28 protein-coding genes are annotated in these 24,217 nt (G+C 66.1%); 22 read left to right on the top strand and 6 right to left on the bottom strand.

Annotated features, from left to right (window positions below):
* Window positions 1-9: 9 nt before the first annotated feature.
* Together ftsY and MICSW_RS08930 are read left to right on the top strand one after the other, a co-directional pair.
* Entirely contained in the window at window positions 10-882 is an 873-nt protein-coding gene (ftsY, locus tag MICSW_RS08935; RefSeq protein ID WP_228178134.1) for a signal recognition particle-docking protein FtsY, read from the top strand.
* 56 nt (window positions 883-938) lie between these two features.
* Entirely contained in the window at window positions 939-1,439 is a 501-nt protein-coding gene (locus MICSW_RS08930) for a DUF2004 domain-containing protein (RefSeq protein ID WP_228178135.1), read from the top strand.
* A 15-nt stretch (window positions 1,440-1,454) separates the two neighbouring features.
* On the opposite strand, the gene lipA is transcribed toward MICSW_RS08930, so the two are convergent.
* Both lipA and lipB read right to left on the bottom strand, forming a co-directional pair.
* Complete coding sequence (gene lipA / locus MICSW_RS08925; protein ID WP_228178136.1) at window positions 1,455-2,501, bottom strand: lipoyl synthase; 1,047 nt, start codon at window positions 2,499-2,501, stop codon at window positions 1,455-1,457.
* Window positions 2,498-3,136: a lipoyl(octanoyl) transferase LipB gene (lipB, locus tag MICSW_RS08920; RefSeq protein WP_228178137.1), complete on the bottom strand. Its 639-nt coding sequence runs from the start codon at window positions 3,134-3,136 to the stop codon at window positions 2,498-2,500. The genes lipA and lipB overlap by 4 nt, the downstream gene beginning before the upstream one ends.
* A gap of 75 nt (window positions 3,137-3,211) precedes the next feature.
* On the opposite strand from lipB, the gene MICSW_RS08915 reads away from it, so the two are divergent.
* From MICSW_RS08915 to MICSW_RS08895, 5 genes are all read left to right on the top strand, one after another.
* Window positions 3,212-3,772, top strand: a complete 561-nt coding sequence (locus tag MICSW_RS08915) for a TetR/AcrR family transcriptional regulator (RefSeq protein WP_228178138.1) — start codon at window positions 3,212-3,214, stop codon at window positions 3,770-3,772.
* Between the two features lie 35 nt (window positions 3,773-3,807).
* On the top strand, window positions 3,808-5,376 hold the full coding sequence (ffh, locus tag MICSW_RS08910) for a signal recognition particle protein (RefSeq protein WP_228178139.1): 1,569 nt from the start codon (window positions 3,808-3,810) through the stop codon (window positions 5,374-5,376).
* Between the two features lie 101 nt (window positions 5,377-5,477).
* Window positions 5,478-6,662: a hypothetical protein gene (locus MICSW_RS08905; RefSeq protein WP_464495269.1), complete on the top strand. Its 1,185-nt coding sequence runs from the start codon at window positions 5,478-5,480 to the stop codon at window positions 6,660-6,662.
* Entirely contained in the window at window positions 6,659-6,844 is a 186-nt protein-coding gene (locus tag MICSW_RS08900; RefSeq protein ID WP_464495268.1) for a hypothetical protein, read from the top strand. The genes MICSW_RS08905 and MICSW_RS08900 overlap by 4 nt, the downstream gene beginning before the upstream one ends.
* Window positions 6,841-8,430, top strand: coding sequence for a glycosyltransferase (locus MICSW_RS08895; protein ID WP_464495267.1), 1,590 nt, complete (start codon window positions 6,841-6,843; stop codon window positions 8,428-8,430). The genes MICSW_RS08900 and MICSW_RS08895 overlap by 4 nt, the downstream gene beginning before the upstream one ends.
* Before the next feature lie 9 nt (window positions 8,431-8,439).
* Here the strand turns inward: MICSW_RS08895 and MICSW_RS08890 are convergent, their stop codons facing one another.
* Genes MICSW_RS08890 through MICSW_RS08880 form a run of 3 tightly spaced genes read right to left on the bottom strand, consistent with a single transcriptional unit; the run spans window position 8,440 to window position 10,346 of the window.
* Window positions 8,440-9,600, bottom strand: coding sequence for a glutamate--cysteine ligase (locus MICSW_RS08890; protein WP_228178142.1), 1,161 nt, complete (start codon window positions 9,598-9,600; stop codon window positions 8,440-8,442).
* A 60-nt stretch (window positions 9,601-9,660) separates the two neighbouring features.
* Window positions 9,661-9,978: a DMT family transporter gene (locus MICSW_RS08885; protein ID WP_267189664.1), complete on the bottom strand. Its 318-nt coding sequence runs from the start codon at window positions 9,976-9,978 to the stop codon at window positions 9,661-9,663.
* Window positions 9,978-10,346, bottom strand: coding sequence for a DMT family transporter (locus tag MICSW_RS08880; protein ID WP_228178144.1), 369 nt, complete (start codon window positions 10,344-10,346; stop codon window positions 9,978-9,980). The genes MICSW_RS08885 and MICSW_RS08880 overlap by 1 nt, the downstream gene beginning before the upstream one ends.
* A 237-nt stretch (window positions 10,347-10,583) precedes the next feature.
* On the opposite strand from MICSW_RS08880, the gene rpsP reads away from it, so the two are divergent.
* The 5 genes from rpsP (at window position 10,584) to pyk (ending at window position 14,142) form a co-directional block, all read left to right on the top strand.
* Window positions 10,584-11,021 carry a 30S ribosomal protein S16 gene (gene rpsP / locus MICSW_RS08875; protein ID WP_228178145.1) on the top strand — a complete coding sequence of 146 codons (438 nt, stop codon included), beginning with the start codon at window positions 10,584-10,586 and terminating at the stop codon, window positions 11,019-11,021.
* Window positions 11,022-11,024: 3 nt separating this feature from the next.
* Window positions 11,025-11,255, top strand: a complete 231-nt coding sequence (locus tag MICSW_RS08870) for an RNA-binding protein (RefSeq protein WP_228178146.1) — start codon at window positions 11,025-11,027, stop codon at window positions 11,253-11,255.
* 1 nt (window position 11,256) lies between these two features.
* Window positions 11,257-11,901 (top strand): ribosome maturation factor RimM, encoded by a 645-nt coding sequence (gene rimM, locus MICSW_RS08865; protein WP_292726148.1) that lies wholly within the window; start codon window positions 11,257-11,259, stop codon window positions 11,899-11,901.
* A gap of 1 nt (window position 11,902) precedes the next feature.
* On the top strand, window positions 11,903-12,595 hold the full coding sequence (gene trmD / locus MICSW_RS08860; RefSeq protein WP_228178148.1) for a tRNA (guanosine(37)-N1)-methyltransferase TrmD: 693 nt from the start codon (window positions 11,903-11,905) through the stop codon (window positions 12,593-12,595).
* A 125-nt stretch (window positions 12,596-12,720) separates the two neighbouring features.
* Window positions 12,721-14,142, top strand: a complete 1,422-nt coding sequence (gene pyk / locus MICSW_RS08855; RefSeq protein ID WP_228178149.1) for a pyruvate kinase — start codon at window positions 12,721-12,723, stop codon at window positions 14,140-14,142.
* 19 nt (window positions 14,143-14,161) lie between these two features.
* On the opposite strand, the gene map is transcribed toward pyk, so the two are convergent.
* Window positions 14,162-14,944 carry a type I methionyl aminopeptidase gene (map, locus tag MICSW_RS08850; protein ID WP_228178150.1) on the bottom strand — a complete coding sequence of 261 codons (783 nt, stop codon included), beginning with the start codon at window positions 14,942-14,944 and terminating at the stop codon, window positions 14,162-14,164.
* A gap of 113 nt (window positions 14,945-15,057) precedes the next feature.
* On the opposite strand from map, the gene MICSW_RS08845 reads away from it, so the two are divergent.
* The 10 genes from MICSW_RS08845 (at window position 15,058) to MICSW_RS08800 (ending at window position 24,171) form a co-directional block, all read left to right on the top strand.
* Window positions 15,058-15,549 (top strand): MFS transporter permease, encoded by a 492-nt coding sequence (locus MICSW_RS08845; RefSeq protein ID WP_464495255.1) that lies wholly within the window; start codon window positions 15,058-15,060, stop codon window positions 15,547-15,549.
* A gap of 160 nt (window positions 15,550-15,709) precedes the next feature.
* Entirely contained in the window at window positions 15,710-16,057 is a 348-nt protein-coding gene (gene rplS / locus MICSW_RS08840; protein ID WP_228178152.1) for a 50S ribosomal protein L19, read from the top strand.
* A gap of 145 nt (window positions 16,058-16,202) precedes the next feature.
* Window positions 16,203-16,970, top strand: a complete 768-nt coding sequence (gene lepB, locus MICSW_RS08835; RefSeq protein ID WP_228178153.1) for a signal peptidase I — start codon at window positions 16,203-16,205, stop codon at window positions 16,968-16,970.
* A complete protein-coding gene (locus tag MICSW_RS08830) occupies window positions 16,967-17,635 on the top strand; it encodes a ribonuclease HII (protein ID WP_228178154.1) in 669 nt (222 codons plus the stop codon). The genes lepB and MICSW_RS08830 overlap by 4 nt, the downstream gene beginning before the upstream one ends.
* 65 nt (window positions 17,636-17,700) lie before the next feature.
* The gene (locus MICSW_RS08825) at window positions 17,701-18,024 is read left to right on the top strand and encodes a DUF2469 family protein (RefSeq protein ID WP_195691615.1); all 324 of its coding nucleotides are present in this window, start codon (window positions 17,701-17,703) and stop codon (window positions 18,022-18,024) included.
* 94 nt (window positions 18,025-18,118) lie between these two features.
* Window positions 18,119-18,481, top strand: a complete 363-nt coding sequence (locus tag MICSW_RS08820) for a YraN family protein (RefSeq protein ID WP_228178155.1) — start codon at window positions 18,119-18,121, stop codon at window positions 18,479-18,481.
* Window positions 18,478-19,998, top strand: coding sequence for a YifB family Mg chelatase-like AAA ATPase (locus MICSW_RS08815; RefSeq protein WP_464495245.1), 1,521 nt, complete (start codon window positions 18,478-18,480; stop codon window positions 19,996-19,998). The genes MICSW_RS08820 and MICSW_RS08815 overlap by 4 nt, the downstream gene beginning before the upstream one ends.
* Complete coding sequence (locus MICSW_RS08810) at window positions 19,995-20,930, top strand: DNA-processing protein DprA (protein ID WP_464495243.1); 936 nt, start codon at window positions 19,995-19,997, stop codon at window positions 20,928-20,930. Before MICSW_RS08815 ends, MICSW_RS08810 begins: the two co-directional genes overlap by 4 nt.
* Complete coding sequence (locus tag MICSW_RS08805) at window positions 20,843-21,877, top strand: tyrosine-type recombinase/integrase (protein ID WP_219879460.1); 1,035 nt, start codon at window positions 20,843-20,845, stop codon at window positions 21,875-21,877. Before MICSW_RS08810 ends, MICSW_RS08805 begins: the two co-directional genes overlap by 88 nt.
* The gene (locus tag MICSW_RS08800) at window positions 21,871-24,171 is read left to right on the top strand and encodes a tyrosine-type recombinase/integrase (RefSeq protein ID WP_464495239.1); all 2,301 of its coding nucleotides are present in this window, start codon (window positions 21,871-21,873) and stop codon (window positions 24,169-24,171) included. Before MICSW_RS08805 ends, MICSW_RS08800 begins: the two co-directional genes overlap by 7 nt.
* The last annotated feature ends 46 nt before the right edge of the window (window positions 24,172-24,217 follow it).

Raw genomic sequence — 24,217 nt, 5'->3', positions numbered from 1 at the left:
GCTGGAGCTATGGCCGAATCATCCTGGTCGCTCGGACGAGCGCTTCGCGGCATGTTCGTCAAACCCACGATCGATGAGACGACGTGGGAGGACCTTGAGACGGCGCTCCTGACAGCCGACTTCGGCCCTGACATCACCGAGCGCATCGTGGATGAGCTGCGCGAGAAGGTCGACCGGTATCGGACCACTGATCCGCGTGACCTGCAGCGGATGCTCAAAGAAACGCTCGAAGAACACTTCGCGAGATTCGACACCACGCTCAAGCTCACCGAGCGCCCCGCCGTCGTGCTCGTGGTCGGGGTCAACGGGGTGGGCAAGACCACGACCATCGGCAAGTTCGCGAACTTCTTGCGCCGCTACCAGCGCAGCGTCGTCGTCGGCGCTGCCGACACCTTCCGCGCCGCTGCCGTCGACCAGCTCGCGACCTGGGCTGAGCGTGGCGGCGCGCATATCGTCCGGCCGCAGCATGAGGGGCAAGACCCGGCATCCGTGGCCTTTCAGACGATCGAGTACGCGAAGAACACCGGAACCGAGATCGTGCTCGTCGACACGGCAGGGCGCCTGCACACCAAGGGCGGCCTCATGGATGAGCTCGGCAAGATCCGCCGGGTCATCGAGAAGCAGGCGCCGATCAGTGAGGTCCTCCTCGTCCTGGACGCAACAACGGGGCAGAACGGCGTCATGCAGGCCGAGGCGTTCCTGGAGCACGCCGGCGTCACCGGCCTCGTTCTCACCAAGCTCGACGGCTCAGCGAAGGGCGGGTTCGTCCTCGCTGTTCAGGAGCGCACCGGCATCCCTGTCAAGCTGCTCGGGCAGGGCGAAGGAATCGGCGATCTCACCGGCTTCACCCCGCACGTTTTCGCTGCCGCCCTCGTCGATTGACGCCGCGCCGGGCGCGGGGACTATCGGTCGGCCCCCGGGGCTGGTTTCATGGGGTCATGGCGATCGAGCACGACTTCTTCGGCCTGCTGGAATCTGGTCCGGACGGTTCGATCTTCTGGTCTGAGAACGTCGAGTTCGCAGACCAGTCGGTCACCGTCGATCTGACCGCGCCCGATCAAGACGATGTCTCTCCGGACGCGCTCGATGTAGCCGCGAGCCTCATCTCGTCTCTCGAGACGATTGATCGGATCGCGCGCGAGGCGATGGTGTCGCAGCTGAGCGAGCGCACCAGCGAGGTAACCGAGTACATCCTGCAACAGCAGGAAATGCTGGGCGAGGAGTTGGAGTCGTTCCTCGTCGACATTTCCGGAGACACGCACATCGACGTCATCCGTGCCCTGCAACTGATGAGCATGACGATCCTGGCCGACGAACACGGCGGATCCGACCCGTTCGCCGTGCTCGAGTACGCCCTCGACCCGGATGCCACCGACGACGTGCTCCTGGTGAACATCGCCTCGGACGGCACGGTGCTCTCGGTCACCAGCGCTGATTGACCGCGCCCAGCTCGCTCACACGGCTTGAGCGAAGCTCAGGCCTTCGCGCGCGATGTCGTCGGCGAGGTGCGACAGGTTGTCGGGGATCTGTCGTCCCTTCGACAGCATCGACTGTGCCCACAGCCGCCCGGCGCGGTACGACGAACGGACGAGGGGCCCCGCCAGCACGCCGAGGAATCCGATCCGCTCGGCCTCCTCTTTGAAGGCGACGAACTCGTCGGGTTTGACCCAGCGCGCGACAGGCAGGTGACGCGGTGAGGGCCGCAGGTACTGCGTGATGGTGATGATGTCGGTGCCGGCTTCGTGGAGGTCGCGCAGAGCCTGAACCACTTCCTCGGGCTCCTCGCCCATTCCGAGGATGAGGTTGGACTTGGTGATCAACCCTGCCTGCCGAGCCTGGGTGAGAACGTCGAGCGAGCGCTCGTAACGGAACGCGGGGCGGATGCGCTTGAAGATCCTCGGGACGGTCTCGACGTTGTGGGCGAAGACCTCCGGGCGCGCCGCGAACACGTCATCAAGAAGGGCAGGCTCGCCGTTGAAGTCGGTAGCGAGCAACTCGACACCGGTGCCGGGATTCACGGCGTGAATCTGCCGCACCGTTTCTGCGTTCAACCATGCGCCCCCGTCGGGCAGGTCGTCGCGGGCGACGCACGTGACGGTGGCGTACCTCAGCTGCATCCGCTGGACACTCTCGGCGACCCGCCGCGGCTCGTCGGTGTCGTAGGCGGCGGGCTTTCCCGTGTCGATTTGGCAGAAGTCGCAGCGTCGGGTGCACTGAGATCCGCCGATGAGGAAGGTTGCCTCGCGGTCTTCCCAGCACTCGTAGATGTTGGGGCATCCGGCCTCTTGGCACACCGTGTGAAGACCCTCATCTTTCACCAGGTGCTGCAGCTGGGTGTACTCCGGCCCCATCTTGGCTTTCGTGCGGATCCACTCTGGCTTGCGCTCGATGGGAGTCTGCGCATTGCGGACTTCGAGCCGCAGGAGTTTTCTGCCCTCGGGGGCAGTCTGCGCTCCGGTGGCGGAAGCGCCGCCTGTCGATCCTGTCCCGCATGCACTCATGCTGTGACCTCCGCGTACTCTCGCTCGAACTGTTCGACGACGGTGGCCAGGATGTCTGCTGGTGCGACGGGCGCGCCGACCACCTCGCTGACCGTCGTGACGCCGGCATCCGTGATCCCGCAGGGGATGATCCCGCGGAAACCGGCGAGCGTGTTGTCGCAGTTGACAGCGAAACCGTGCATCGTCACACCCTTTTCCACGCGCACCCCGATGGCCGCCACCTTGTCTTCGGACAGGGGGCGGCGAACCCAGACGCCGCTGCGACCCTCGACCTGGTACCCCTCGACGCCGTGCTGCGAGAGGGCGGAGATGAGCAGCCGCTCGAGGCGACGGACGTGGGCCACGACATCGATCGGATCGGGAAGCCGCACGATCGGATAACCGACGAGCTGCCCGGGACCGTGCCACGTGATCTTCCCGCCGCGATCGACGTCGATCACCGGTGTCCCGTCGGCGGGACGCTCGTGCGGCTCCGTCCGCTTGCCAGCCGTATAGACCGCGTCGTGTTCGAGCAGGACGAGCGTGTCGGGGCGGGAACCTGCGACGACCTCGCGGTGGATGCGGCGCTGCATCTCCCAGGCGTCGAGATAGGGAACTGTCGCGGGAGACAGGCCCGCCACCACCACATCGAGCACGCAAGCCTCCGCAGTTTCTGGACTGCGTCCAACAATACGCTGAATCCTGGAAACGCCGACGTGTACCCTTCCTCCATGTCCGGAGGCAGGCCACATGCGGTATCGCGGGATTCAATCGCTGAAGCGGCATGCGAGCTCTTCCTCGAACAGGGCTACGAGCGCACGACTGTCGCGCATATCGCTCGCCGTGTCGGAGTGAGCAGGTCGAGCTTCTTCAACTACTTCGAGTCGAAGTCCGAAGTGTTCTGGTCGGGCCTGGATGAGCGGATCGAGTTTCTCGACGGATTCCTCGCTGCGGCGTGCCCGTCTTCGCGGCCGGCAGAGGTCGTGGCGGATGCTGTGCGTGAGGCCTTCTCGCGGTTCACCCCCGATGCGCTGGCGCTTGCGCTCGTGAACTCTGAAGCGATGGGAGTCGTTCCCGAGTTGACCCAGGAGATGGCGACGCGGCAGTGGCGTATCGCTGCGTCCATCAGCCCCTACCTGCGTCGAACGGGAGAGGAAGCGCTCGCCGCCGAAGTGCACGCCGCAGCCTACGCGGGGGCTGTCGTCGCTGCGCTGCGGGCCTGGGCGCTGGCTGGTGCGGGGCGCGAGAGCCTTGACGATCTGCTTCGTCGCGCCCTGGGAGTGCTTCGCTGATCCCCGGGGGCACGCTCACGTAGAATCGGACGATCATGGCAACCTTCGGCACGCTCTCGGATCGCCTTACCGAAACCTTCCGCAACCTCCGCACCAAGGGCAAGCTCACGCCCGCGGACGTCGATGGGACCGTCCGCGAAATCCGGCGCGCACTTCTGGATGCCGACGTCGCGCTCCCTGTCGTCAAGGAGTTCACCGCGAAGGTGCGAGAGCGCGCGCTCGGCGACGAGGTCAACCGTGCCCTCAACCCGGCCCAGCAGGTCGTCCAGATCGTCAACGAGGAGCTGATCGGCATCCTCGGCGGGCAGCAGCGGCGACTGCAATTCGCCAAAACGGCTCCGACTGTCATCATGCTGGCGGGCCTGCAGGGGTCGGGAAAGACGACCTTCGCGGGCAAGCTCGCGAAGATGCTCGAGAAGGACGGTCATACACCGCTTCTTGTGGCCTGTGACCTGCAGCGCCCCAATGCCGTGAACCAGCTCCAGGTCGTCGCCGAGCGGGCCGGAGCCGCGATCTACGCGCCCGAGCCCGGCAACGGCGTCGGAAACCCCGTGAAAGTCGCCAAGGATGGCGTCGAGTACGCGAAGCAGAAGCAGCACGACATCGTCATCATCGACACCGCAGGTCGGCTGGGTGTGGATGCCGAGCTGATGAAGCAGGCTGCCGACATCCGGAAGGCGACTGATCCCGACGAGGTGCTGTTCGTCATCGACGCGATGATCGGCCAGGACGCCGTCAACACCGCGAAGGCTTTCCAGGAGGGCGTCGACTTCACGGGAGTTGTCCTCTCCAAACTCGATGGCGACGCACGCGGTGGCGCCGCCCTGTCTGTGGCATCGGTCACCGGTCGCCCCATCATTTTCGCGTCCACGGGCGAAGGGCTGGACGACGTCGAGCCTTTCCACCCCGACCGGATGGCGAGCCGGATCCTCGATCTCGGTGACATCCTCACCCTCATCGAACAGGCGCAGAGCGCCTTCGATGAGGCCGAAGCGGCCAAGATGGCCGAGAAGCTCGCGACTGAGCAGTTCACGCTCGAGGACTTCCTCGAGCAGATGCAGCAGCTCAAGAAGATGGGCTCGATGAAGAAGATGCTCGGGATGCTTCCGGGCATGGGCCAGATGAAGCAGCAGCTCGACGACTTCGACGAGCGCGAGATCGATCGCACCGAGGCCATCATCCGGTCGATGACGCCCGGCGAGCGGCGCAACCCGAAGATCCTCAACGGATCGCGGCGCCTGCGTATCGCGCGCGGTGCGGGGATGACGGTCACCGATGTCAATCAGCTCGTGCAGCGGTTCGATCAGGCGGCCAAGATGATGAAGACCGTCGCGCGCGGCGGTGTTCCCAACATCCCCGGCATGGGTCCGGTTCCCGGCGGCGGTCGGCCCGGTGCGTCAGCCAAGCGCGGCAAGCAGTCCAAGGCGCAGAAAGCACGCCAGGGTTCCCGATCGGGCAACCCCGCGAAGCGCGCTGCCGAAAACGCCGGTCTCGCGACGCAGAACGCGACACCCACCGGTTCGGGCTTCGGCCTGGGCGGCGGGCAGCAGGCTCCGACCGAGGCCGACCTTGCTGAACTCCAGAAAATGCTCGGAAAGAACTGACGCCCGCGCGCTGACATTGCGCAGCTGAACTCTCGCCGCGGGACCGGGGCGTTCGCTACAATCCGCACGTCATCTGTCTTCCCCGGCGAGCGGAACCGAGAATGTCCGTGCTCAGCGGTCAGCACCTGTTCGACCGTGATGTGCCGCGCTTTCTCGAGAGCCCCGCGGGCGTGCTCCCGCCCTACCCTCGGCGCACATGGCTGCGCTGGGCGATGCGGGGAGTGCTCGCTCTCCCGCTGATCGTCGTCGTCGTGCGCTACGCGCTGCTGGCTCCCGAACCGTGGCACGACACGGCCAATCAGGCGCTGCTGTCCCGCGTGCGCGACGGAGCAGGAGCCTCGGATTTCAGCCAGCTCTTGACGACGTACTCGCCGCCGCTGGGCGCGCTGCCGGCCCTGGTCCTCCCGTCGGAGTTACTCCTCGCGCTCGGCGGAGCGCTGCTGGGAGGTTTCTTCCTCCAGGGTCTTGACCAGGCGATGTTCCGCCGCGGGCTGCATGGCATCATCCGTCTCGTCGTCCTGGTCTCGCTGCTGATCTCGCCGGTATTTGTTCTGCTCGCGGCAACCGACATCACAATGTTCGGCGCCGTCGTCCTTTTCGGCTTCGGACTCATCGACATCGTGCGTTTTGAGAATCTCGCCAACACCCAGGCGGGATTTCGTGCAGGGCTGTTGCTCGGGGCAGCGGCGATGACCGACGTACGGGCCATCCCACTCGTTCTCACCGTGGCGATCGTGGGTACTCTTCTCATCCACTCCCGCCCACAGGCCCGGGCGGCGAACGCGGTGATCGTGGCCTTTCCCACCGTCGCGGTCACTGTCGCGCTCGCCCTCGCCGGCGTGATCATCGGCTCGGGACCGCTCACTTTTCTCCGCACCGATGCGACAAGTGCCGCCCGCGCGATCGAGGCGCTGGTCTCGGATCCGCTCAGCGAGCCGCTCATGCTGTATCTCGCGCCCGTGCTTGTTGTGGCGATAACCGCGGGAGTGTTCGGATTCGCGCGCTCGGGCGTCATGATGCTCTTGATCGCGGTGGGTGCTCTGGCGGGTGTGCTGGTGGGTTCCCCGCTGATCGCCGCTGCAGCGCTCGCCTATCTGCTGGTGCACATCTCGGTCGCCATCCTTCCGACCGAATCGCCAGCCCAGCATGCGGCGATCGTCGTGATGTGTTCCGTTCTCGTCGGCATCGTCGGGTGGGTGGTCGCCTCGCGACTTCCCGAAGCCCAGGAGTGGTCGGTCGTCTTCACCGGTTTCGGTTCGGTTCCGTCTGGCGGGGGCGACGGATGACGGACATCGATGTGAGCCTCCTGGATGTCGGCTTTCGCGCGGTGTACGCCCGTGAAGGGTGGATTCCGCTCGCGGCCGGTGAGGACGGCACGATCCTGGTCGGGGCCTCTCGCGAGTTGAACCCCGCACAGGGGAAGCGATCGCAGACGATCTCGGCGCACCGATCGAGGTGGTTCCGGTGAGCCAGCAGTTCATCGTCGATGCCGTGATCGAGGTGTTCGCGGCAGAGTTCGCTGCCGAGGCGGCAGATGGTCTCGCAAATGCCAATCCGGTGCGCTCGGCACGCACCGTGCTCTCCCGAGGCCAGGTCATCGGGTTCGCGATCGTGGCGAGCGTCGCCGTGCTCGGTGCACTCTTGCTGACCGGCGCGACACTCGTCGTCATCCTCGCCGCCATCAATCTCTTCTTCCTGGCCAGCGTGCTGTTCAAGTTCGTCGTGGCCTTCCGGGGATCCCGCTACGACCTCGTGAACAAGGTGTCGCAGTTCGAACTGGCGATGCTCGACGAAGACGAGCTGCCGTTCTACACCGTGCTGGTGCCGGTCTTTCGCGAAGAGAAGGTCGTCGCGCAGCTCATGACCAATCTCGGTCGCCTGGACTATCCGCGCGACCGCCTCGAGGTGCTGATCCTCGTCGAGGAGGGCGACGACGCAACCCGTGCGGCGATCGCTCGGTCAGTAGTCCCGGAGCACTTCATCGTCGTTCCGGTTCCGGCCGGGGTGCCGCAGACCAAGCCCCGCGCGTGCAACGTCGGCCTCGAGCTGGCACGGGGGGACTTCCTCGTGATCTTCGATGCCGAGGATGCGCCCGAGCCCGACCAGCTGAAGAAGGCGGTCATCGTATTCTCGCGAACCGATGAATCGACAGCCGTCGTGCAGGCCTCGCTCAACTACTTCAACGCGCGGGAGAACGCCCTCACGCGTCTGTTCACGCTCGAGTACGGGGCGTGGTTCGACTACATGCTCATGGGTCTCGAGGACTCCGACCTTCCGATCCCGCTCGGTGGAACGTCCAATCACTTCCGGATGACGGCGCTTCGACGCCTCGGGGGATGGGACCCGTACAACGTCACCGAGGATGCCGACCTCGGCATCCGCGCCAGCGCACTGGGCTATCGGGTCGGTGTCGTCGATGCCACGACGATGGAGGAGGCGACCTCGCGGGTCCCGCAGTTCATCAAACAGCGCAGCCGATGGATCAAGGGATACATGCAAACCGCTCTGGTGCACTCGAGGCAGCCCATCGCGCTGATCCGTCGGATCGGCCTGCGGCGCTTCGCAGCGTTCGCTCTGCTGATCGCAGGCACGCCGTTCACGTTCCTCAGCGTCATCCCGTTCGCGATCCTGCTCGTGCTCGCCCTCGCGCTGCCGTTCTATGTCGTTCCCGTTGAGGTTCCGCCGATCGTGATCGTGTTGAGCGCCTTGAACTTCTTGCTCGGCTACTCCCTGCTGATCTACATGAACATGATGGGCCCGTATAAACGGGGATTGTTCGGGCTCGTGCCCTGGGCCCTCTTGAAACCGGTGTTCTGGGTTCTGCACTCCATCGCGGCGTACAAGGCGCTGTGGCAGCTGATCACCAGGCCGCACTACTGGGAGAAGACCGAACACGGAACCTCCCGGTTCGCTGCGCCGCACGCCGACACCGCGGAGCATCCCGATCCCGCGCTGCCTGAGGAACCAGCCTCCGATGATCCGGAGGCGGGCCTCAGCCCCGAGGAGCGGGACGCGCGCAGCGCCGGGGAGCGTCAACGCCGGATGTCGTGGTGAATCTCCCCGCTAGCGCAGAGCGTTCAGGTGATCGCGTAGCGTCGGCCCGTCGCGGAACTCGGTGACGAGGTGACGCACGACTGCTCGCAGGTCTCCGCCGTTCTCGTCCGCCACCCTCAGTTGCCGTTCGTAGCTGGCACCGGTGGCGAGGATCTTCTCGACGCCGGCGAATTCCTTGGCGCATTTGAGCTGGACAGAGATCTCGGCGAGGTCATCCAGAACGTCGCGGAGGTGCTGACGAACTGGCGCGAGTGTTCCGTCCCGGTCGACGATGATCTCGGCATCCAGTCCGTACCTGGCCGCCCGCCACTTGTTCTCGCGGAGGAACCAGGGTTGGATGCCGGTCAGTTCTTCCCCGGCGTCGAGTCGCCGTGAGAAGTGCTCCACCAGCACCTGGATGAGCGCCGCGACCGCTGCAAGCTCGGGCAGCGTCGACATCCCGTCGCACGCGCGCACCTCGATCGTGCCCCAGCGTGGTGCGGGCCGGATGTCCCAGCGCACCTCGGTCGCATCCTCCATGACGCCCGTGCGCACCATGTCGTCGAGGTAGGCCTCGAACGCTGCCCAGTCATCGAGCAGCCAGGGCAGTCCCGCGGTGGGGAGCTGTTGGAATACGAGCGCCCGGTTCGACGCGTAGCCGGTGCGGTCGCCAGCCCAGAAAGGACTCGACGCCGACAGCGCCTGAAGGTGGGGGAGATACGTCGATAGGGCGCGGATGAGCGGCATGACCTTGTTGACGTCCTCGACACCCACATGGATGTGGATGCCCCAGATCATCATGTTCCGGCCCCACCACTGGGTTCGCTCGATGAGTGCCTGGTACCGAGTCTTGTCGGTGACCTCCTGGTCGTACCACTGCGCGAAGGGGTGCGATCCGGCGCACATCAGGTCGAGGTCCCGCGGCTCGGTCGCGGTCCGGAGTGCACGGATGCCGTCCACCATGTCTTCGGCAGCGGCGGCCACTGTCGCGCCGATTCCGCTGGTCACCTCGACCGTGTTCGTGAGCAGCTCGCTCGTGAGCGAAAAGCGTTCGAGCTCGATTGCTGGCGCGAGCTCGTCGAGGATCTCGGGAGCGCGACCGGCAAGGTCACCCGTGCCGCGGTCGGCGAGCATGATCTCCCACTCGAGACCGACGGAGGAGCGAGCGGATGTCGCAAAGCCGAGCGTCATGGCGTCAGTTTCGCATGCGTCGTGTCACCGGGCGCCCATTGCGGCCCGGGGCATCGACGATCAGGAAGCGCCGATCTCGATAAGCAGGACGCCTCCGGCGATCGCCACGACCCCCAAGCCCATCAGCCACGTGAACGGCTCATCGAACAGAATCTTCGCCAACACCGCCGTCAACGCGACACCGGTAGCCGACCAGATTCCATAGGCCACGCCGACAGGCATCCCCTCGGCAAGACACAGGAACAGCAGTGTGAACGCAATGACGTAGGACGCGATGACCGGAGCGATCCAGACCGTGCGCCGAAAGCCCTCGGATGCCCGGAGGGACATCGTGCCGGTGACCTCGAAGACGATGGCGCCCACGAGGTACACCCACATCACTGTGCGTCCTCCGGATCACTCGCCGCCCGTCGCGGTACCGTGCGTGCAGCCCCGGCTCCGAACTCCACGAGAAACACCCCGGCGACGACCACGACGATGCCGAGGCTCATGAGCCACGTCAATGGATCACCGAACAGCACCGATGCGAGCACTGCCGTCAGCGCGACTCCGGAGGCCGCCCACACTCCGTATGTCAGGCCGATGGGCGCACCGGCCCGCAGCAGGAGCGTGAGGCAGGCAAAAGCTCCTACATAACCGATCCCGACGCCGACGAACCAGATAGCCGAGTCGACCGAAAGGCGAAGCGAGAGAGTGCCGCCCACCTCCAGCACGATCGCACCGATCAGATAGAGCCACTTCGTCACGCTGCACCTCCGCCTAGGGCAGTCTCTTGTCGTGTCACGGCTCACACGCTACCGGCGACGTGTGTCGACATCGGACGCCAATCGGCGCGGTTCTCGGCATCCGGTCGGATCTGGCAGAATAGAGGGTCGGACCGCGCTCGACCCTCTATCCAGCGCGTCCACCCCCTGAGCTTCCGCCGGGTGTGCACCCCACGCTCCAGGCGATCAGTTCGTTCGAATCCACCACACAGGAGAATCGTGGCTGTCAAGATCCGCCTCAAGCGGCTCGGTAAGATCCGTGCCCCGTACTACCGCATCGTCGTCGCAGACTCGCGCACCAAGCGTGACGGGCGCGTCATCGAAGAGATCGGCAAGTACCACCCGACCGAGGAGCCCTCGTTCATCGAGGTCGACTCTGCTCGCGCCCAGTACTGGCTGAGCGTGGGCGCTCAGCCCACCGAGCAGGTGCGTGCCATCCTCAAGATCACCGGCGACTGGGGAACCTTCAAGGGCGACAAGAACGCCACCTCGACCCTGAAGACTGCAGAGACCAAGGAGGCCTTCGAGGCCGACTCGGCCAAGAAGTCGGTCATCAAGCCCAAGGCTGAGAAGAAGGCTGAGGAGGCCCCCGCGGCCGACGCCGACGCCGACGCTGCACCCGAGGCCGCTGAGTCGGCCGAGACCGCAGAAGCCTGATCCGTGCTCGCCGCCGCGCTCGAACACGTCGTCAAGGGAATCGTCGACAACCCGGATGACGTGCGTATCCTTTCGTCGGAGTCCTCACGTGGTGAGGTGCTCGAGGTGCACGTGCACCCCGACGACCGAGGACGCGTCATCGGGCGCGGCGGTCGCACGGCCAAAGCTATCCGCACCCTGATCTCGGCCCTGGCCGACGGGCGCCGCGTGCGGGTTGACGTCGCGGACGACTGACGTGGTCGATTCGGACGGGCGTCCGGCGCCGCCCCCTTCGGCAGGAACCCAGCTTCGGGTCGGACGCCTGGTGAAGGCGCACGGGCTGAAGGGTGCACTGAAACTTGAGCTCTACACCGATAACCCCGACGGCCGATTTGTCCCGGGAGCGACGTTCACCCTCCAGGTTCCCGACACCTCGCCCTGGCACGGCAAGCCGTTGACCGTTCGGGAGTTCCGCTGGATGAACTCCCACCCCGTCGCCTTCTTCGAAGGTGTCGATGATCGGACCGCCGCAGAGAGCCTCGTGCGTGCCATCCTCTGGGTCGATGAGGCAGCCGACGCGGCATCCGAGGAAGAGGATGCCTGGTTCGATCACCAGCTCGTCGGCCTCGACGTCCGCCGCGGTGACGCCTCCGTCGGCCGCGTTATCCGCGTTGAGCATCTGCCGGCGCAGGACCTGCTGATCGTGCGCACCGAGGCCGAGAGCGAAGTGCTCGTGCCCTTCGTCAAGGCGATCGTTCCGGTGGTCGATCCCGCTGCGGGGTATGTCGTCGTCACGCCGCCGGCTGGCCTGTTCGAGGAGCTCGTCGACGAGGATCCCGAACCCGCCGCATCCTCTGACGATTCCCCCGAGGACCCGGCTGCCGACACCGACGGGAACTGACGTGCGGATCGACGTCGTCACGATCTTCCCCGCGTTCTTCGACGTCCTCGAGGTTTCGCTGATCGGCAAGGCTCGCGAGCGTGGCCTCCTCGATGTCCGCGTTCACGATCTGCGTCAGTGGACGCACGACCGTCACCGCACCGTCGATGACACGCCCTACGGGGGCGGTGCCGGGATGGTCATGAAGCCCGAACCCTGGGGCGAGGCGCTGGACGAACTCGCTCCAGTCGATGCGTCACCTCGGCCGACGATCGTGTTCCCGTCGCCGGCTGGGGAACTGTTCCGCCAGTCGACCGCGCGTGAGCTCGCCCTCGAAGAGCACCTCGTCTTCGGCTGTGGGCGATACGAGGGCATCGACGAGCGCGTGTTCGAGGAGGCCTCCGCGCGCGGCTCGGTTCGCCTCATAAGCCTCGGTGACTACGTTCTCAACGGGGGCGAAGTGGCGGCCATGGCGATGATCGAAGCCGTCGGACGCCTCATTCCTGGGATGGTCGGCAACCCGGCGAGCATCGTCGAGGAGTCCCACGAAAATGGGCTCCTGGAGTATCCGTCGTACACGAAGCCCGCCGTTTGGCGAGATCGCGCCGTGCCCGACATCCTGCTCAGCGGCAATCACGGTGCGATTGCGCAGTGGCGCGCAGAACAACAGATCGAGCGCACCCGGACGCGCCGCCCTGATCTGCTGCCGGAGTGAGCGGGCGCCGCTGAGGCGGCCCTCCGCCAGCGTGGGGAGTCACCGACTTGTCACATGCGAGAAACCCGCCGGCCGGTTCTGCGCGACAGACTGAGAGTCCGTCACCCGCTGAAGGGACCGTTGCCATGCGCCGCGCCAAGATCGTCGCCACCCTGGGACCAGCAACATCCTCATACGACCAGATCGAGGCTCTCGTTCGCGCGGGGATGGATGTCGCGCGGCTGAACATGAGCCACGGCGAGTGGGACATTCACGAGCGGTCGTACGCCAACGTGCGCCGCGCGGCTGACGCCACGGGGCGTGCGGTCGGCATCCTCGCGGATCTGCAGGGGCCAAAGATCCGGCTCGGACGCTTCGCAGACGGCCCGCACCACCTCGAGCCAGGCGACATCTTCACGATCACCACCGAAGACGTCGAGGGGACGCGCGAGATCTGCGGGACCACGTTCCCGCAGCTGGCCTCGGATGTCGTCGCCGGCGACACGCTGCTCATCGACGACGGCAAGGTGCGCCTGCGAGTGCTCGATACCGACGGCGTCCGGGTCCGCACCGAGGTCGTCGTCGGGGGAGCGGTCTCGAACAACAAGGGAATCAATCTTCCCGCCGTGGCAGTCAGTGCACCCGCGCTGAGCGCGAAGGACGAAGCCGACCTGCGCTGGGCGCTGGCGCTCGGTGTCGACATGATCGCGCTCTCGTTCGTGCGTTCGCCCAAGGACGCGCAGCGGGCCCGGATCATCATGGCCGAGGAGAATCGCCGCATCCCGATCATCGCGAAGATCGAGAAGCCGGAGGCCGTCGAGCACCTGCAGGAGATCATCGACGCGTTCGACGGTGTCATGATCGCGCGGGGCGATCTCGGCGTGGAGTTGCCGCTGGAAACCGTGCCGATCGTGCAGAAGCGGGCGATCGAACTGGCACGACGCTGGGCGAAGCCGGTGATCGTTGCGACCCAGATGCTCGAATCGATGATCGAGAATCCGGTGCCGACCCGCGCCGAAACCTCGGATGTCGCCAACGCCGTGCTCGACGGTGCTGACGCTGTGATGCTCTCGGGCGAGACGAGCGTCGGTGCGCATCCCGTCACAGTGGTCGAGACGATGGCGCGGATCGTCAGATCAACCGAGGAGACCGGGCTCGAGCGCGTACCTCAGCTCGGCACGAAGCCTCGGACGCAGGGCGGCGCTCTGACCCTCGCTGCCGCGACGATCGCCGACTTCGTCGACGCGAAATTCGTGTGCGTGTTCAGTCAGTCCGGCGACTCAGCCCGTCGTATGGCGCGGCTTCGCCACCGCGTACCGATCCTCGCTTTCACCGATCTGCCGGGAACCCGGTCCCGTCTGGCGCTCAGCTGGGGCGTGGAGCCGTTCCTGGTCGCGCGGGCCACCTCGACCGACGGGCTCATCGAACTGCTCGACCGGGTGCTCATCGAGGCCGGTCGGGCGGTTCCCGGCGACGTCGTGATCATGACCGCAGGGGCGCCCCCGGGGACGCCGGGGTCGACGAACAACGTGCGGGTGCACCGCGTCGGTGCCTCCGACGGGTCTTGACCGCGAGTGCAGTCGCTACTCAGCTGACGCCGAGGAAGCTCCGGTCGGTGAGGATGACGGGGCCATCCTCCGTGATCGCGATCGTGTGCTCGGAGTGAGCCCCGCGCGAGCCGTCCGCGCTGCGTAGCGTCCAACCGTCGGCATCCGTTCGCAGCTGGTCCGTCGACTGCAAGAACCAGGGTTCGAGTGCGAGCACAAGTCCGGCGCGCAGGGGGTAGCCCCGGTGTGGTTTGCCATCGTTGGGGACGTGCGGGTCCCCGTGCATCTCGCGCCCCACGCCATGACCGCCGAAATCCGTGTTGATCGAAAGGCCCTCGCCGTGAGCGACGGCGGCGATGGCTGCCGAGATGTCGCCGATGCGGTTCCCGACGACAGCCGCACCGATCGCGGCGTCCAAGGCGCGCTCGGTCGTGTCGATGAGGACGAGGTCCTCGTCACGCGGCGTGCCCACCACGAAAGACACCGCCGAGTCGGCGACCCAGCCGTCGACCGATACGGCGAAATCGAGCGTCACGAGGTCACCGTCTCGGATGGCGTAGTCGAAGGGAAGTCCATGGAGCACGGCGTCATTGATCGACGTGCAGATGACCTTGCCGAAAGGACTCGCCCCGAAGGACGGGTGGTAGTCGATGTAGCACGACTCGGCGCCCGCCTTGCGGATCATTTCGTGCGCTCGGCGGTCGATGTCGAGGAGGTTCGTGCCGACGCGGGTCTCATCGCGCAGGGTCGCGAGCACTTCGGCGACGAAGCGACCCGCCGGTTTCATCGCCTCAATCTCGGCAGGGGTGCGCAACTCGATCATCAGTTTCCTCTCGACCGATCCATTCTGTCCGATCTACTATCGATCGGCTGTGAGGATGCCTCGCATCGCGCGCCCCGGATGCCGCGGCCCAGAGCCGGGCGTAGCATCGAAGCATGTGGCTGCGACGCGCGTATTACGGCTGGATGATCCCCGCCGCCTTCGTGCTGCCGTTGTGGCTCTTCGTCGGCTGGATCGCATTCAACGCCGGCGCGTGGGCGTTGCTGTGGGTCTTGCTCATGGCCATTCCCTCGGTACTCATCGGCCAGCTCGTGCTCACGCTCTTGGTCCGCGCGCGTCCGACCGCCCGGTCTGAGCGAGCGGTGTCGTGGTGGGATGTCGCAGGATTCACGGTGTGGCACGCCCTCACCATCGCGCTGGGCTTCTTCGTCGCAGCGTGGTGGTTCCCCGCCTTCCTGCTGACGGTCGCCGTCGGGCTTTCGCTCTTCTGGCTGATGCTCTGGCAGCTGTGGCGCGAAGCACGTCCGGGCCTGTCTACGCTGCGTAGCGCGTCTGGAGTGTCATACATCCCGCCCTCGCCGTCGACTCCGCCGCGCCGCGAGGACCCCGAGGTCATCGTCATCACCGAGCAGCAGCGCGGCTCCTGACGGTTTTGTTCGCGGCGGCTGTCGTGGCAGAATAGCTGTTTGTGCCTTGACGGATTCTGCCTCAGGGGAATCCACCGCCGGTCCTGACCGCGGTTCGGCACGCCTCATCCTTTTCTATCCACCCGCGACCGACCTGTGGCGGCCGCAGAGAGTAGCGATCATGCAGACCCTCGATATCGTCGACGCAGCCTCCCTGCGCAGCGACATCCCCGCTTTCGGCCCCGGCGACACCGTCAAGGTGCACGTGAACATCGTCGAAGGAAGCCGCTCGCGCGTCCAGGTCTTCCAGGGTGTCGTGCTCGGTCGCTCCGGCGACGGCGTGCGCGAGACCTTCACCGTCCGCAAGATCAGCTTCCAGGTGGGCGTCGAGCGTACCTTCCCCGTGCACAGCCCGATCATCGACAAGATCGAGCTCGTCACCCGCGGTGACGTGCGTCGAGCGAAGCTCTACTACCTCCGCGAGCTCCGCGGCAAGAAGGCAAAGATCAAGGAGAAGCGCGACAACTGAGTCCGCACCTCTCCACGTGTGCCCCGGTACCCCTCGGTGTCGGGGCACACGTGTCTTCCCTGGGTGTTGCCCGCCACCCGGGAGCCCCATCGTGTGACACCCTTATCTGAGCGTCCGCAGCACGGCGGACGGATTGGATCGCTGCATGACTTCCGACGCCGAGGCACCCGCTGAGCCCGTGACACGGTCGCAGCGGCGTCGAGAGGGAGGCCGGCGCGGCGGCTGGGTGTTCCTGCGCGATGTGCTCGTCATCATCCTGATCGCCGTCGTCGTTTCGGCTCTGGTGAAGACGTTCCTGGTCCGTTCGTTCTACATCCCGTCGAGCTCCATGGAGAACACGCTTCAGGTCGACGACCGCATCCTCGTCGACGAGCTCACGCCGCGATGGAACGGGTACCAGCGCGGTGACATCGTCGTGTTCCAGGACCCGGGTGGATGGCTTCCCCCGAGCGTGCGCCCGGCACAGTCTCCGTTCGTCGAGGGCATCGATTGGCTGCTCACGCTGGTCGGTCTCTCGGTCTCGGACTCCGAAGACCACCTCATCAAGCGAGTCATCGGGGTCCCCGGTGACCACGTCGTGTGCTGCAACGCGCTCGGCCAGATCACGATCAACGACGTGCCGATCGACGAGTCGGCATACGTCAAGCTCGACCCGGGCCAGAGCGCGCCGGATCCTGTGCCGTTCGATGTCGTCGTTCCCGACGGGAGCCTCTGGGTCCTCGGCGACAACCGTGACCACTCGAAGGATTCTCGATTCAACCAGGACCAACCAGGTTCTGGGTTCGTGCCGATGGAGAACGTCGTCGGTCGCGCATTCGTGATTACGTGGCCGATTGCTCGGTGGGGACTCCTGGACCCGCACAGTGAGGTCTTCGCCGGGGTTCCCTCGGGCGAGGGAGCCGACGCTCGATGACGAACGCATCGCGAGCGGTCCCGCGCCTCACCCTGGAGCGGAAGCTGCTGCGCGAGTACGACCTCGTCATCTCGTGCGACGAGGTCGGTCGCGGCGCTCTTGCAGGGCCGGTTGCTGTCGGGGCTACCGTGACAGATGCTGCGCTGTCTCGCCGCCGCGTTCCCGAGGGGTTGCGCGACTCGAAGCTGATTCCCGAACCGCGCCGTGCGGAGCTGGCTCGACGCGCCGCTGGTTGGGTCGTCGACAGTGCTGTCGGGTGGGCGAGCTCCGCCGAGATCGATGAGATCGGCATCCTTCCCGCGCTCGGGCTCGCGGCCAGGCGCGCGCTGGCGGAGCTCACGGCCCACGGCGTGGACCTGTCGCGCGCGATCGTGATCCTCGACGGGAACCACGACTACATCTCGCGGGCAGCCGGGCCCCGACTCACGGTCCGCCCCGTGATCAAGGCCGATCGCGACTGCGCGGGCGCTGCTGCGGCATCCGTCATTGCGAAGGTCGCCCGAGACGACCTCATGGTCGGTCTCCACGACGACCTGCCCGCCTACCAGTGGGTTCGCAACAAGGGGTACGCGAGTCCCGAGCACCGTGCTGCGATCCTCGAGCACGGGGTGAGCGATCACCATCGGGTGTCGTGGGCCTTCGCTGGAGCTCCGACGCTCTTCTGAGGTGCCCCCAGGAGGAGCCTGGCCGTGGTCGCTTGCCGCATCCCGGGAACTAGGATGAAAGCACCATGGATGACGAGGTCTTCGAGGACTACGACCGCGAACTGGAACTGGCGCTGTATCGCGAGTACCGGGACGTCGTACACCAGTTCCAGTACGTGATCGAGACGGAGCGACGCTTCTACCTCGCCAACGATGTCAATGTCGTTCGCCGGGACACGGAGCACGACTTCTACTTCGAGATCACGATGAACGACGTGTGGGTGTGGGACATTTACCGCGCGGATCGATTCGTGAAGTCCGTGCGCGTGCTCACCTTCAAGGACGTCAACGTCGAGGAACTCCAGCGCGGCGACTTCCAGTTGCCCGACGAGCTCACGCTCGACAGCTGAGCGTCTTTCCTCCCCAGGGGGTTCATTCCCCAGCTTCTTCGTTTCTTGCCTCGACCTTCGCGCTCGCCGATCCGTGTGCGGCGACGCTGGAGATATGGCACGCAAAGACGAGCTCGGCAGAGCGGGCGAAGAGGCCGCCGAGGCCTACTTTCGGGCACGAGGCTTCGAGATCCTCGATCGCAACTGGCGTTGCCGGGCGGGTGAGATCGACCTCGTCGTTGCCGACGCCGACACTGTCGCCATCGTCGAAGTCAAGACGCGACGCTCTGCCGCTTTCGGTCATCCGTTCGAGGCGATCGATGGCCGAAAGCTCCATCGTCTGCACCAGCTGGCGCGGGAGTGGCGCACCGCCCACCGTGATTCGGCGGGCAGCCGTCGCTTGCGCGTCGACGGGCTCGCCATCACCGGCGACCCGACGGCGCCCCTGCGGATCGAGCACCTGCGAGACCTCGCGTGAGCCTGGCCCGAACGTGGGCGATTTCGCTGGTGGGAATCGAGGGGGTCGCCGTCGAGGTCGAGGCCGACCTTTCCGATCAGCTGCCTGACTTTCGCATCATCGGACTTGCCGACCGGGCGCTGGGAGAGTCATCTCAACGCGTACGCAACGCCTGCGCCAACAGCGATGTGCCGCTTCCCAGCAGGCGCCTGACCGTCAATCTCTCGCCCGCAAGCCTTCCCAAACACGGCTCCGGGTTCGATCTCGCGATCGCTGTCGCTGCCCTTGCCACGCAACTGCCGATTTCGGCAGACGCGCTGATCCGCACTGCGCATATCGGCGAACTCGGCCTCGACGGCAGATTGCGCCCGGTCCCCGGCATCCTTCCCGCGGTTATGGCTGCCGCTCGCGCGGGGCTCGAGACCGTTGTCGTGCCGCGAGCCAGTGAAGACGAGGCAGCGCTTGTGCCCGGAATCACGGTTGTCGGTGCGACGAGTCTCGGCGATGTGTTGTCACGCCACGGGATCGACGCGCGACTTCCCGCGGCCGATCCCGTCGACGCGTCTGCTGACGGCGACGCGGCCGAGGAGACGCTGGACCTTGCCGACGTCGTCGGCCAGGACGAGGCAGTTGCCGCAGTCCTTGTAGCGGCGGCTGGTGGGCACCATCTGCTGATGACCGGTCCGCCGGGCGCCGGCAAGACGATGCTCGCCCGACGGCTCCCCGGGATTTTGCCGCCGTTGGATGATGACGCTGCCCTTTCTGCGGCATCCATCCGTTCGCTCTCGGGGAGCGTTGTCACTCATCTCTCCCGCATCCCGCCGTTCGAAGCGCCGCACCACAGTGCGAGTGCTGCAGCCCTTGTCGGCGGCGGCACCCGGGCTCCGCGCCCGGGCGCGATCGTCCGCGCCAGCGAGGGCGTGCTGTTCCTGGACGAGGCTGCAGAGTTCGCCACCACGGTGCTCGATGCGCTGCGGCAACCTCTCGAGTCCGGGCGCATCACCGTTCATCGGGCCGGATACACGGCGTCTTTTCCCGCACGCTTTCAGCTGGTGCTGGCTACCAACCCGTGCCCGTGTGGAAACCGGGGGCTTCGGGATGCCGTGTGCGAATGCCCGTCGCAGGCGATCAGGCGCTACCAAAACCGGCTGTCTGGCCCGCTTCTTGATCGCGTCGACATCGAGTTGACCCTGCTGCGGGTCGGCCGTGTGCCCGAGGCGCGGGGAGCCCTGGACTCGACTCGGGCTCGAGCCCTCGTGGTCGACGCCCGCAACCGGGCCGCGCGCCGCCTCTCGGATACGCCGTGGCGGCGAAATGCCGACGTACCGGGCACGTGGCTGCGCTCCGGCGCGGGGGCGCTTCCGCCCGGGGTTCGCGCTCCTCTCGATGCTGCACTGGCCCGGGGCAGTCTGACGCTGCGCGGCTACGACCGGGTTCTTCGGGTCGCGTGGACACTCGCCGACCTCGACGGCGAACGGATGCCGACACCCGACCACATTGGCCGAGCGCTGTTCCTGAAGAGAGGAACCATCTCATGATCGATCCGCAACGCGCTCGCGATGAGCTCGGTGCCCTCGTGGCTGGCCCCCTCTCCGACGACGACATCCTCGATCGATACGCCCGCGTGGTCTGGAACAGCCTCACCGAGCCGGGTGACGCGGCGGCAGGCATCCTGACGGGTTCGCTCGGGGCATTCGAAGCGCTGGCTCGCGTGCGGCGCGGAGACATCAGCGACAGCATCCTCGAGCCCGGCGAAGCGCGGGCGGCGATGCAACGGTGGGAACCGAGGATGCGGCCGGGTACGGTGTCCGGGGTACTGCGCACAGCGCGTGCCGCCCGGCTGCGATTGATAACACCAGCTGACGAGGTCTGGCCGGATGCCGTCGATGATCTGGGAGTTCACGCGCCGGTCGCGTTATGGGTCCGTGGGGACCCGCGATCCATTGCGACGGCATGCACCGGTGTGGCTATCGTCGGAGCGCGTGCCGCCACCTCCTATGGCGAACATGTGGCGGGAGAGTTCGCCGCGGAACTGGCAGCTTCGGGCATCCCCATCGTCTCTGGAGCGGCGTTCGGTATCGACGCCGCAGCTCACCGCGCGACCCTCGCCGGTGGCGGTCACACAATCGCCCTGATGGCGGGCGGCCTGGAACGGGCCTATCCGCAGGCTCACACCGACCTCGTCGAGCGCATCGCCGCGACGGGAGCCGTCGTGGGGGAGGTCGCGCCCGGCTCGGCTCCGACAAAGTGGAGGTGTGTTTACCGGACTTGCGGTGCGGTAACTACGTTCACCGTGCGAGGCTCATCGTCGTGTCGTCAGGTCTGGCTGTGGGAGCGCTCGTTGAACCGCCGTTCTGGGCGGTCGGTGTCGACGGTGCACCGATGGCCGAGGTCGAGGACTTCCTGCTGGACTTCTGGGCGTGCGGCAATGCCGAGTCCAGCTGCCGCGCGTACGCGTTCGGGTTGCTGAGATGGTTTCGGCATCTTCAGATCGCGCAGACTTCGTGGGAGCGCGCCACGCGCACCACCGTTCGTGACTTCGTGCTTGCATGCAAGCAGCCGTCCGCGTTGTCATCGAGAACGTTGAAGCCGCGCACGATCAACCACAATCTCGCCGTCGTGTCCGAGTTCTATCGCTTTCAGCTTGGGCAGGGCCGCGGTCCCGTGTCTAACCCCGTGCCGCAACGCGGAGAGTCTCGTCGCAACGGCACAAGGAGCCCGGAAGCGCCGTTCCGACTGGACCCGCGCGCTGACCTTCGGCAGCGCGTCCCGCAGGGGCAGCCGCGATCGCTACCCGAGTCGCGCATCGCAGAGTTGTTCCGGATCCTCGATCACCCTCGTGATCGCGCACTCTTGGAGTTCTATCTCTCCAGCGCAGCGCGCCCATCGGAACTGTTGGCGATGACGTTCGAGGATGTCGATCCAGGCCAGCAGCAGATCACGGTCACGCGTAAGGGCACCAGAGCCCGCCAAGCGCTACCGGCGTCGCCGGAGGCCTTCGTGTGGTTGGCGCTCTATCAGCAGTCACTGCCGCCCGAGTTGCTCGCGCCGGGAAACCCAGTTTGGTGGACGACGAGACGCCCGCTTCGACAGCTGAACTATGACGCAGCACGCGCGATCCTGCGACGGGCAGGGTCCGCGTTGGGCAAACACGTCAAGCTCCATGACCTACGCCACACCGCCGCAGCGCAGATGGCACAGGACTCCGCGCTGAGCCTGTCCGACATACAGCGGGTGCTCGGTCACGTTCACCTCTCCACCACGCAGCATTACCTTCGCCAGCACGACTCAGACGTGCTCGCACGCGTGATCGAGCACCTACAGCGCCGGAACGAGCCACGCCCTCCACCATCGCGACCGCCGCTGGCGTATGACCCCGCGGATCTACACGAGCTAACCGGAGACGACGCATGGTGAAGGACCTGGTCGACGTCGACCTGGACGACGTACTTGACGCCGAGGAGACCTCGCCGCCGGCGAGGGTTCCGATCTTCCGACAGCCCTCCAACGCGGCGATCTCGCGAGAAGATCTGCTGGCCCTGGCTGGCGGGCCGAATCGGCTGGCGCAGAACATCGACCGCGACTACCGCCCGCAGATGGCACTCTTCCTCGATCGACTGCTGCAGGAGCCTGGGCGCACTTGGCAACAGCGATGGGAGGCGAGCGGCGCTGAGCGCGCGACCAAGATCGGAGGATGGGCGGACACCTTCCCCGGGTTGCACGCTGCGTCCGTCGCGCACAGCCGCAGCGGACCGGGCCGGATGATCACCATCCTGCTTCGCGCGGACGTGTTCCGCCCCTCGCTCGAGTTCCTCGCTCTGAACTCGAGGATCGATCTCAGCGGTCTTCCGTGGTCGACGCGAGGCCTGGATGAGGCGCTCGAACGATTCGAGCAGCGCAGTCATCTGATCGATACCCCAGCGCCGCGTCGAGGGCTGCTCGCGATCCAAGCTGCTACCGGAAAGCACCTTGATGAGATCGTCGTCGAGGAACTCGTCGTGCTGGGTCGCTCGCTGACCAAGTACCGACGCGCACAGGCAGCGAACGCCTGGGAGGTGCTCAAGCTGATGGGCATCGCTCCGACCGATGCACCGAGCCTCCGGCAGCTGACCCGAGCACCACGCCGCGACGCCACAAGCATGGTCGACTTCTACCAGGTGGAGCCACCCGCTATCCGAGAGATGTTCCTGCGATACCTCCGCGGGCGCGAAGCAACCGTCGACTACTCCACACTGCGCAACCTCGCCTACGAGCTCCTCAAGAACTTCTGGTCCAAGATCCGCGAGCACAACCCTGCTCAGGAGAACCTGCACCTCAGCCCAGAACTGGCGCATTGGTGGAAGGTCGAGAACGCCCGAGATCGAGTCGACGTGCACCGCACGCTGTTCATGGTCCGGGGTCTCTACAACGACATCGCCGCCTGGGCAACGCAGGACGCCTACTGGGCGGGATGGGCTGCGCCCTCGTTCTTGACGAAGAACGACACCGCTGGGCACATGAAGAACAAGCGGCGCATCCAAGCCGCGATGCACCAGCGGATCCGGCACTTCATCGACCGAGTCCCGCAGCTGCTCGACGCGATCGACACCGACAAAGAGAAACAAACGGCATTGCTCGCGATCGCCCTCGAGACTCCGATGGGCGAGCAGTTCGAGTTCCGCGGCGCACGCTACACGCGTCTCGCGCGGCCGCTGCCCGGCCCTGCGACCAAGGTCTGGATCCGCGACGAGGACACCGGCGAGCAGATCCCGCAGGCACGCATCGAACACTTGTCGTTCTGGGCATGGGCGACGACCCACATCCTCCACGAGACCGGCGTCCGCATGGAGGAGCTCACCGAGCTCACCACGACCGCGCTGTTCACCTTCCAACCTCGGGATGGCGATCGAGTGCTCCTGCTCCAGATCGTGCCGTCCAAATCAGACCGCGAACGGGTGCTCCTGGTCTCCCCGGAGCTCGCTCATGTGCTCGCCTCAGTGCGGCATAGAGTCCGCGGTGACGCTGACAAGGTGCCCCTCGCGGTCCGATACGATCCCCAGGACAAGGTGTTCTCGGAGAAGCTGCCCTTCCTCTTCCAACTACCGGGCCGCGGAACCAACCGAGTGATGGCCTACGCGACCATCTACACGTTCATCCAATACGCCCAGGACATCGCCGGGATCGCGAGTGACGGCACCCGACTGACCGCGCACGATTTCCGGAGGATCTTCGCAACTGACGCGCTTCGCACCGGGCTCCCGGTCCATATCCTCGCCAAGGTCATGGGTCACCAGAACCTCACCACCACCCAGGGATACACTGCCGTCTTCGACGAGGACGTCGCACGTCACTTCCGGGAGTTCGTCGATCGCCGCCGCGCGCTTCGACCCGTCGAGGACTATCGGCGACCCAGCGGGGAGGAACTCGACGAGTTCCAGCAGCACTTCGCGAAACGCAAAGTCGAGCTCGGCTCATGCTCCCGCGGCTACGGCACGCCTTGCATCCACGAGCACGCTTGCATCCGCTGCCCGATGCTGCGGCCTGACCCCGCTCAACGACGCCGACTCGAGTCGATCCGCGCGAATCTGCTCGAACGCCGAGGCGAAGCGACACGCATGGGCTGGCGCGGGGAGCTGGAAGGGATCGAAATCAGCCTCCGCGCCGCCGATGAGAAGCTCGCGCAGATGAGCCGCATAGTCAGGCTGACCCTCGAGCGACGTCGACCCGACTGAGCAACCCGTGACGCCCGGAACAAGAGCGATGGACTCGCGAACCACC

It is taken from the genome of Microbacterium sp. SW12 (assembly GCF_055391095.1).
The sequence above is the reverse complement of the archived record's forward strand: the minus strand, read 5'-3'. Positions and strand labels throughout refer to the sequence as shown.

Coding starts and splice junctions, on each gene's coding strand:
- MICSW_RS08930 (WP_228178135.1), top strand. CDS start 939: ATGGCGATCGAGCACGACTTCTTCGGCCTGCTGGAATCTGGTCCGGAC.
- lepB (WP_228178153.1), top strand. CDS start 16,203: ATGACTTCCGACGCCGAGGCACCCGCTGAGCCCGTGACACGGTCGCAG.
- lipA (WP_228178136.1), bottom strand. CDS start 2,501: ATGAGTGCATGCGGGACAGGATCGACAGGCGGCGCTTCCGCCACCGGA.
- MICSW_RS08885 (WP_267189664.1), bottom strand. CDS start 9,978: ATGTGGGTGTACCTCGTGGGCGCCATCGTCTTCGAGGTCACCGGCACG.
- MICSW_RS08805 (WP_219879460.1), top strand. CDS start 20,843: ATGGCCGAGGTCGAGGACTTCCTGCTGGACTTCTGGGCGTGCGGCAAT.
- map (WP_228178150.1), bottom strand. CDS start 14,944: ATGATCGAGTTGCGCACCCCTGCCGAGATTGAGGCGATGAAACCGGCG.
- MICSW_RS08825 (WP_195691615.1), top strand. CDS start 17,701: ATGGATGACGAGGTCTTCGAGGACTACGACCGCGAACTGGAACTGGCG.
- MICSW_RS08900 (WP_464495268.1), top strand. CDS start 6,659: ATGACGGACATCGATGTGAGCCTCCTGGATGTCGGCTTTCGCGCGGTG.
- MICSW_RS08800 (WP_464495239.1), top strand. CDS start 21,871: ATGGTGAAGGACCTGGTCGACGTCGACCTGGACGACGTACTTGACGCC.
- MICSW_RS08820 (WP_228178155.1), top strand. CDS start 18,119: ATGGCACGCAAAGACGAGCTCGGCAGAGCGGGCGAAGAGGCCGCCGAG.
- ftsY (WP_228178134.1), top strand. CDS start 10: ATGGCCGAATCATCCTGGTCGCTCGGACGAGCGCTTCGCGGCATGTTC.
- MICSW_RS08890 (WP_228178142.1), bottom strand. CDS start 9,600: ATGACGCTCGGCTTTGCGACATCCGCTCGCTCCTCCGTCGGTCTCGAG.
- MICSW_RS08830 (WP_228178154.1), top strand. CDS start 16,967: ATGACGAACGCATCGCGAGCGGTCCCGCGCCTCACCCTGGAGCGGAAG.
- rplS (WP_228178152.1), top strand. CDS start 15,710: ATGCAGACCCTCGATATCGTCGACGCAGCCTCCCTGCGCAGCGACATC.
- MICSW_RS08905 (WP_464495269.1), top strand. CDS start 5,478: ATGTCCGTGCTCAGCGGTCAGCACCTGTTCGACCGTGATGTGCCGCGC.
- MICSW_RS08915 (WP_228178138.1), top strand. CDS start 3,212: ATGTCCGGAGGCAGGCCACATGCGGTATCGCGGGATTCAATCGCTGAA.
- MICSW_RS08845 (WP_464495255.1), top strand. CDS start 15,058: ATGTGGCTGCGACGCGCGTATTACGGCTGGATGATCCCCGCCGCCTTC.
- pyk (WP_228178149.1), top strand. CDS start 12,721: ATGCGCCGCGCCAAGATCGTCGCCACCCTGGGACCAGCAACATCCTCA.
- MICSW_RS08810 (WP_464495243.1), top strand. CDS start 19,995: ATGATCGATCCGCAACGCGCTCGCGATGAGCTCGGTGCCCTCGTGGCT.
- ffh (WP_228178139.1), top strand. CDS start 3,808: ATGGCAACCTTCGGCACGCTCTCGGATCGCCTTACCGAAACCTTCCGC.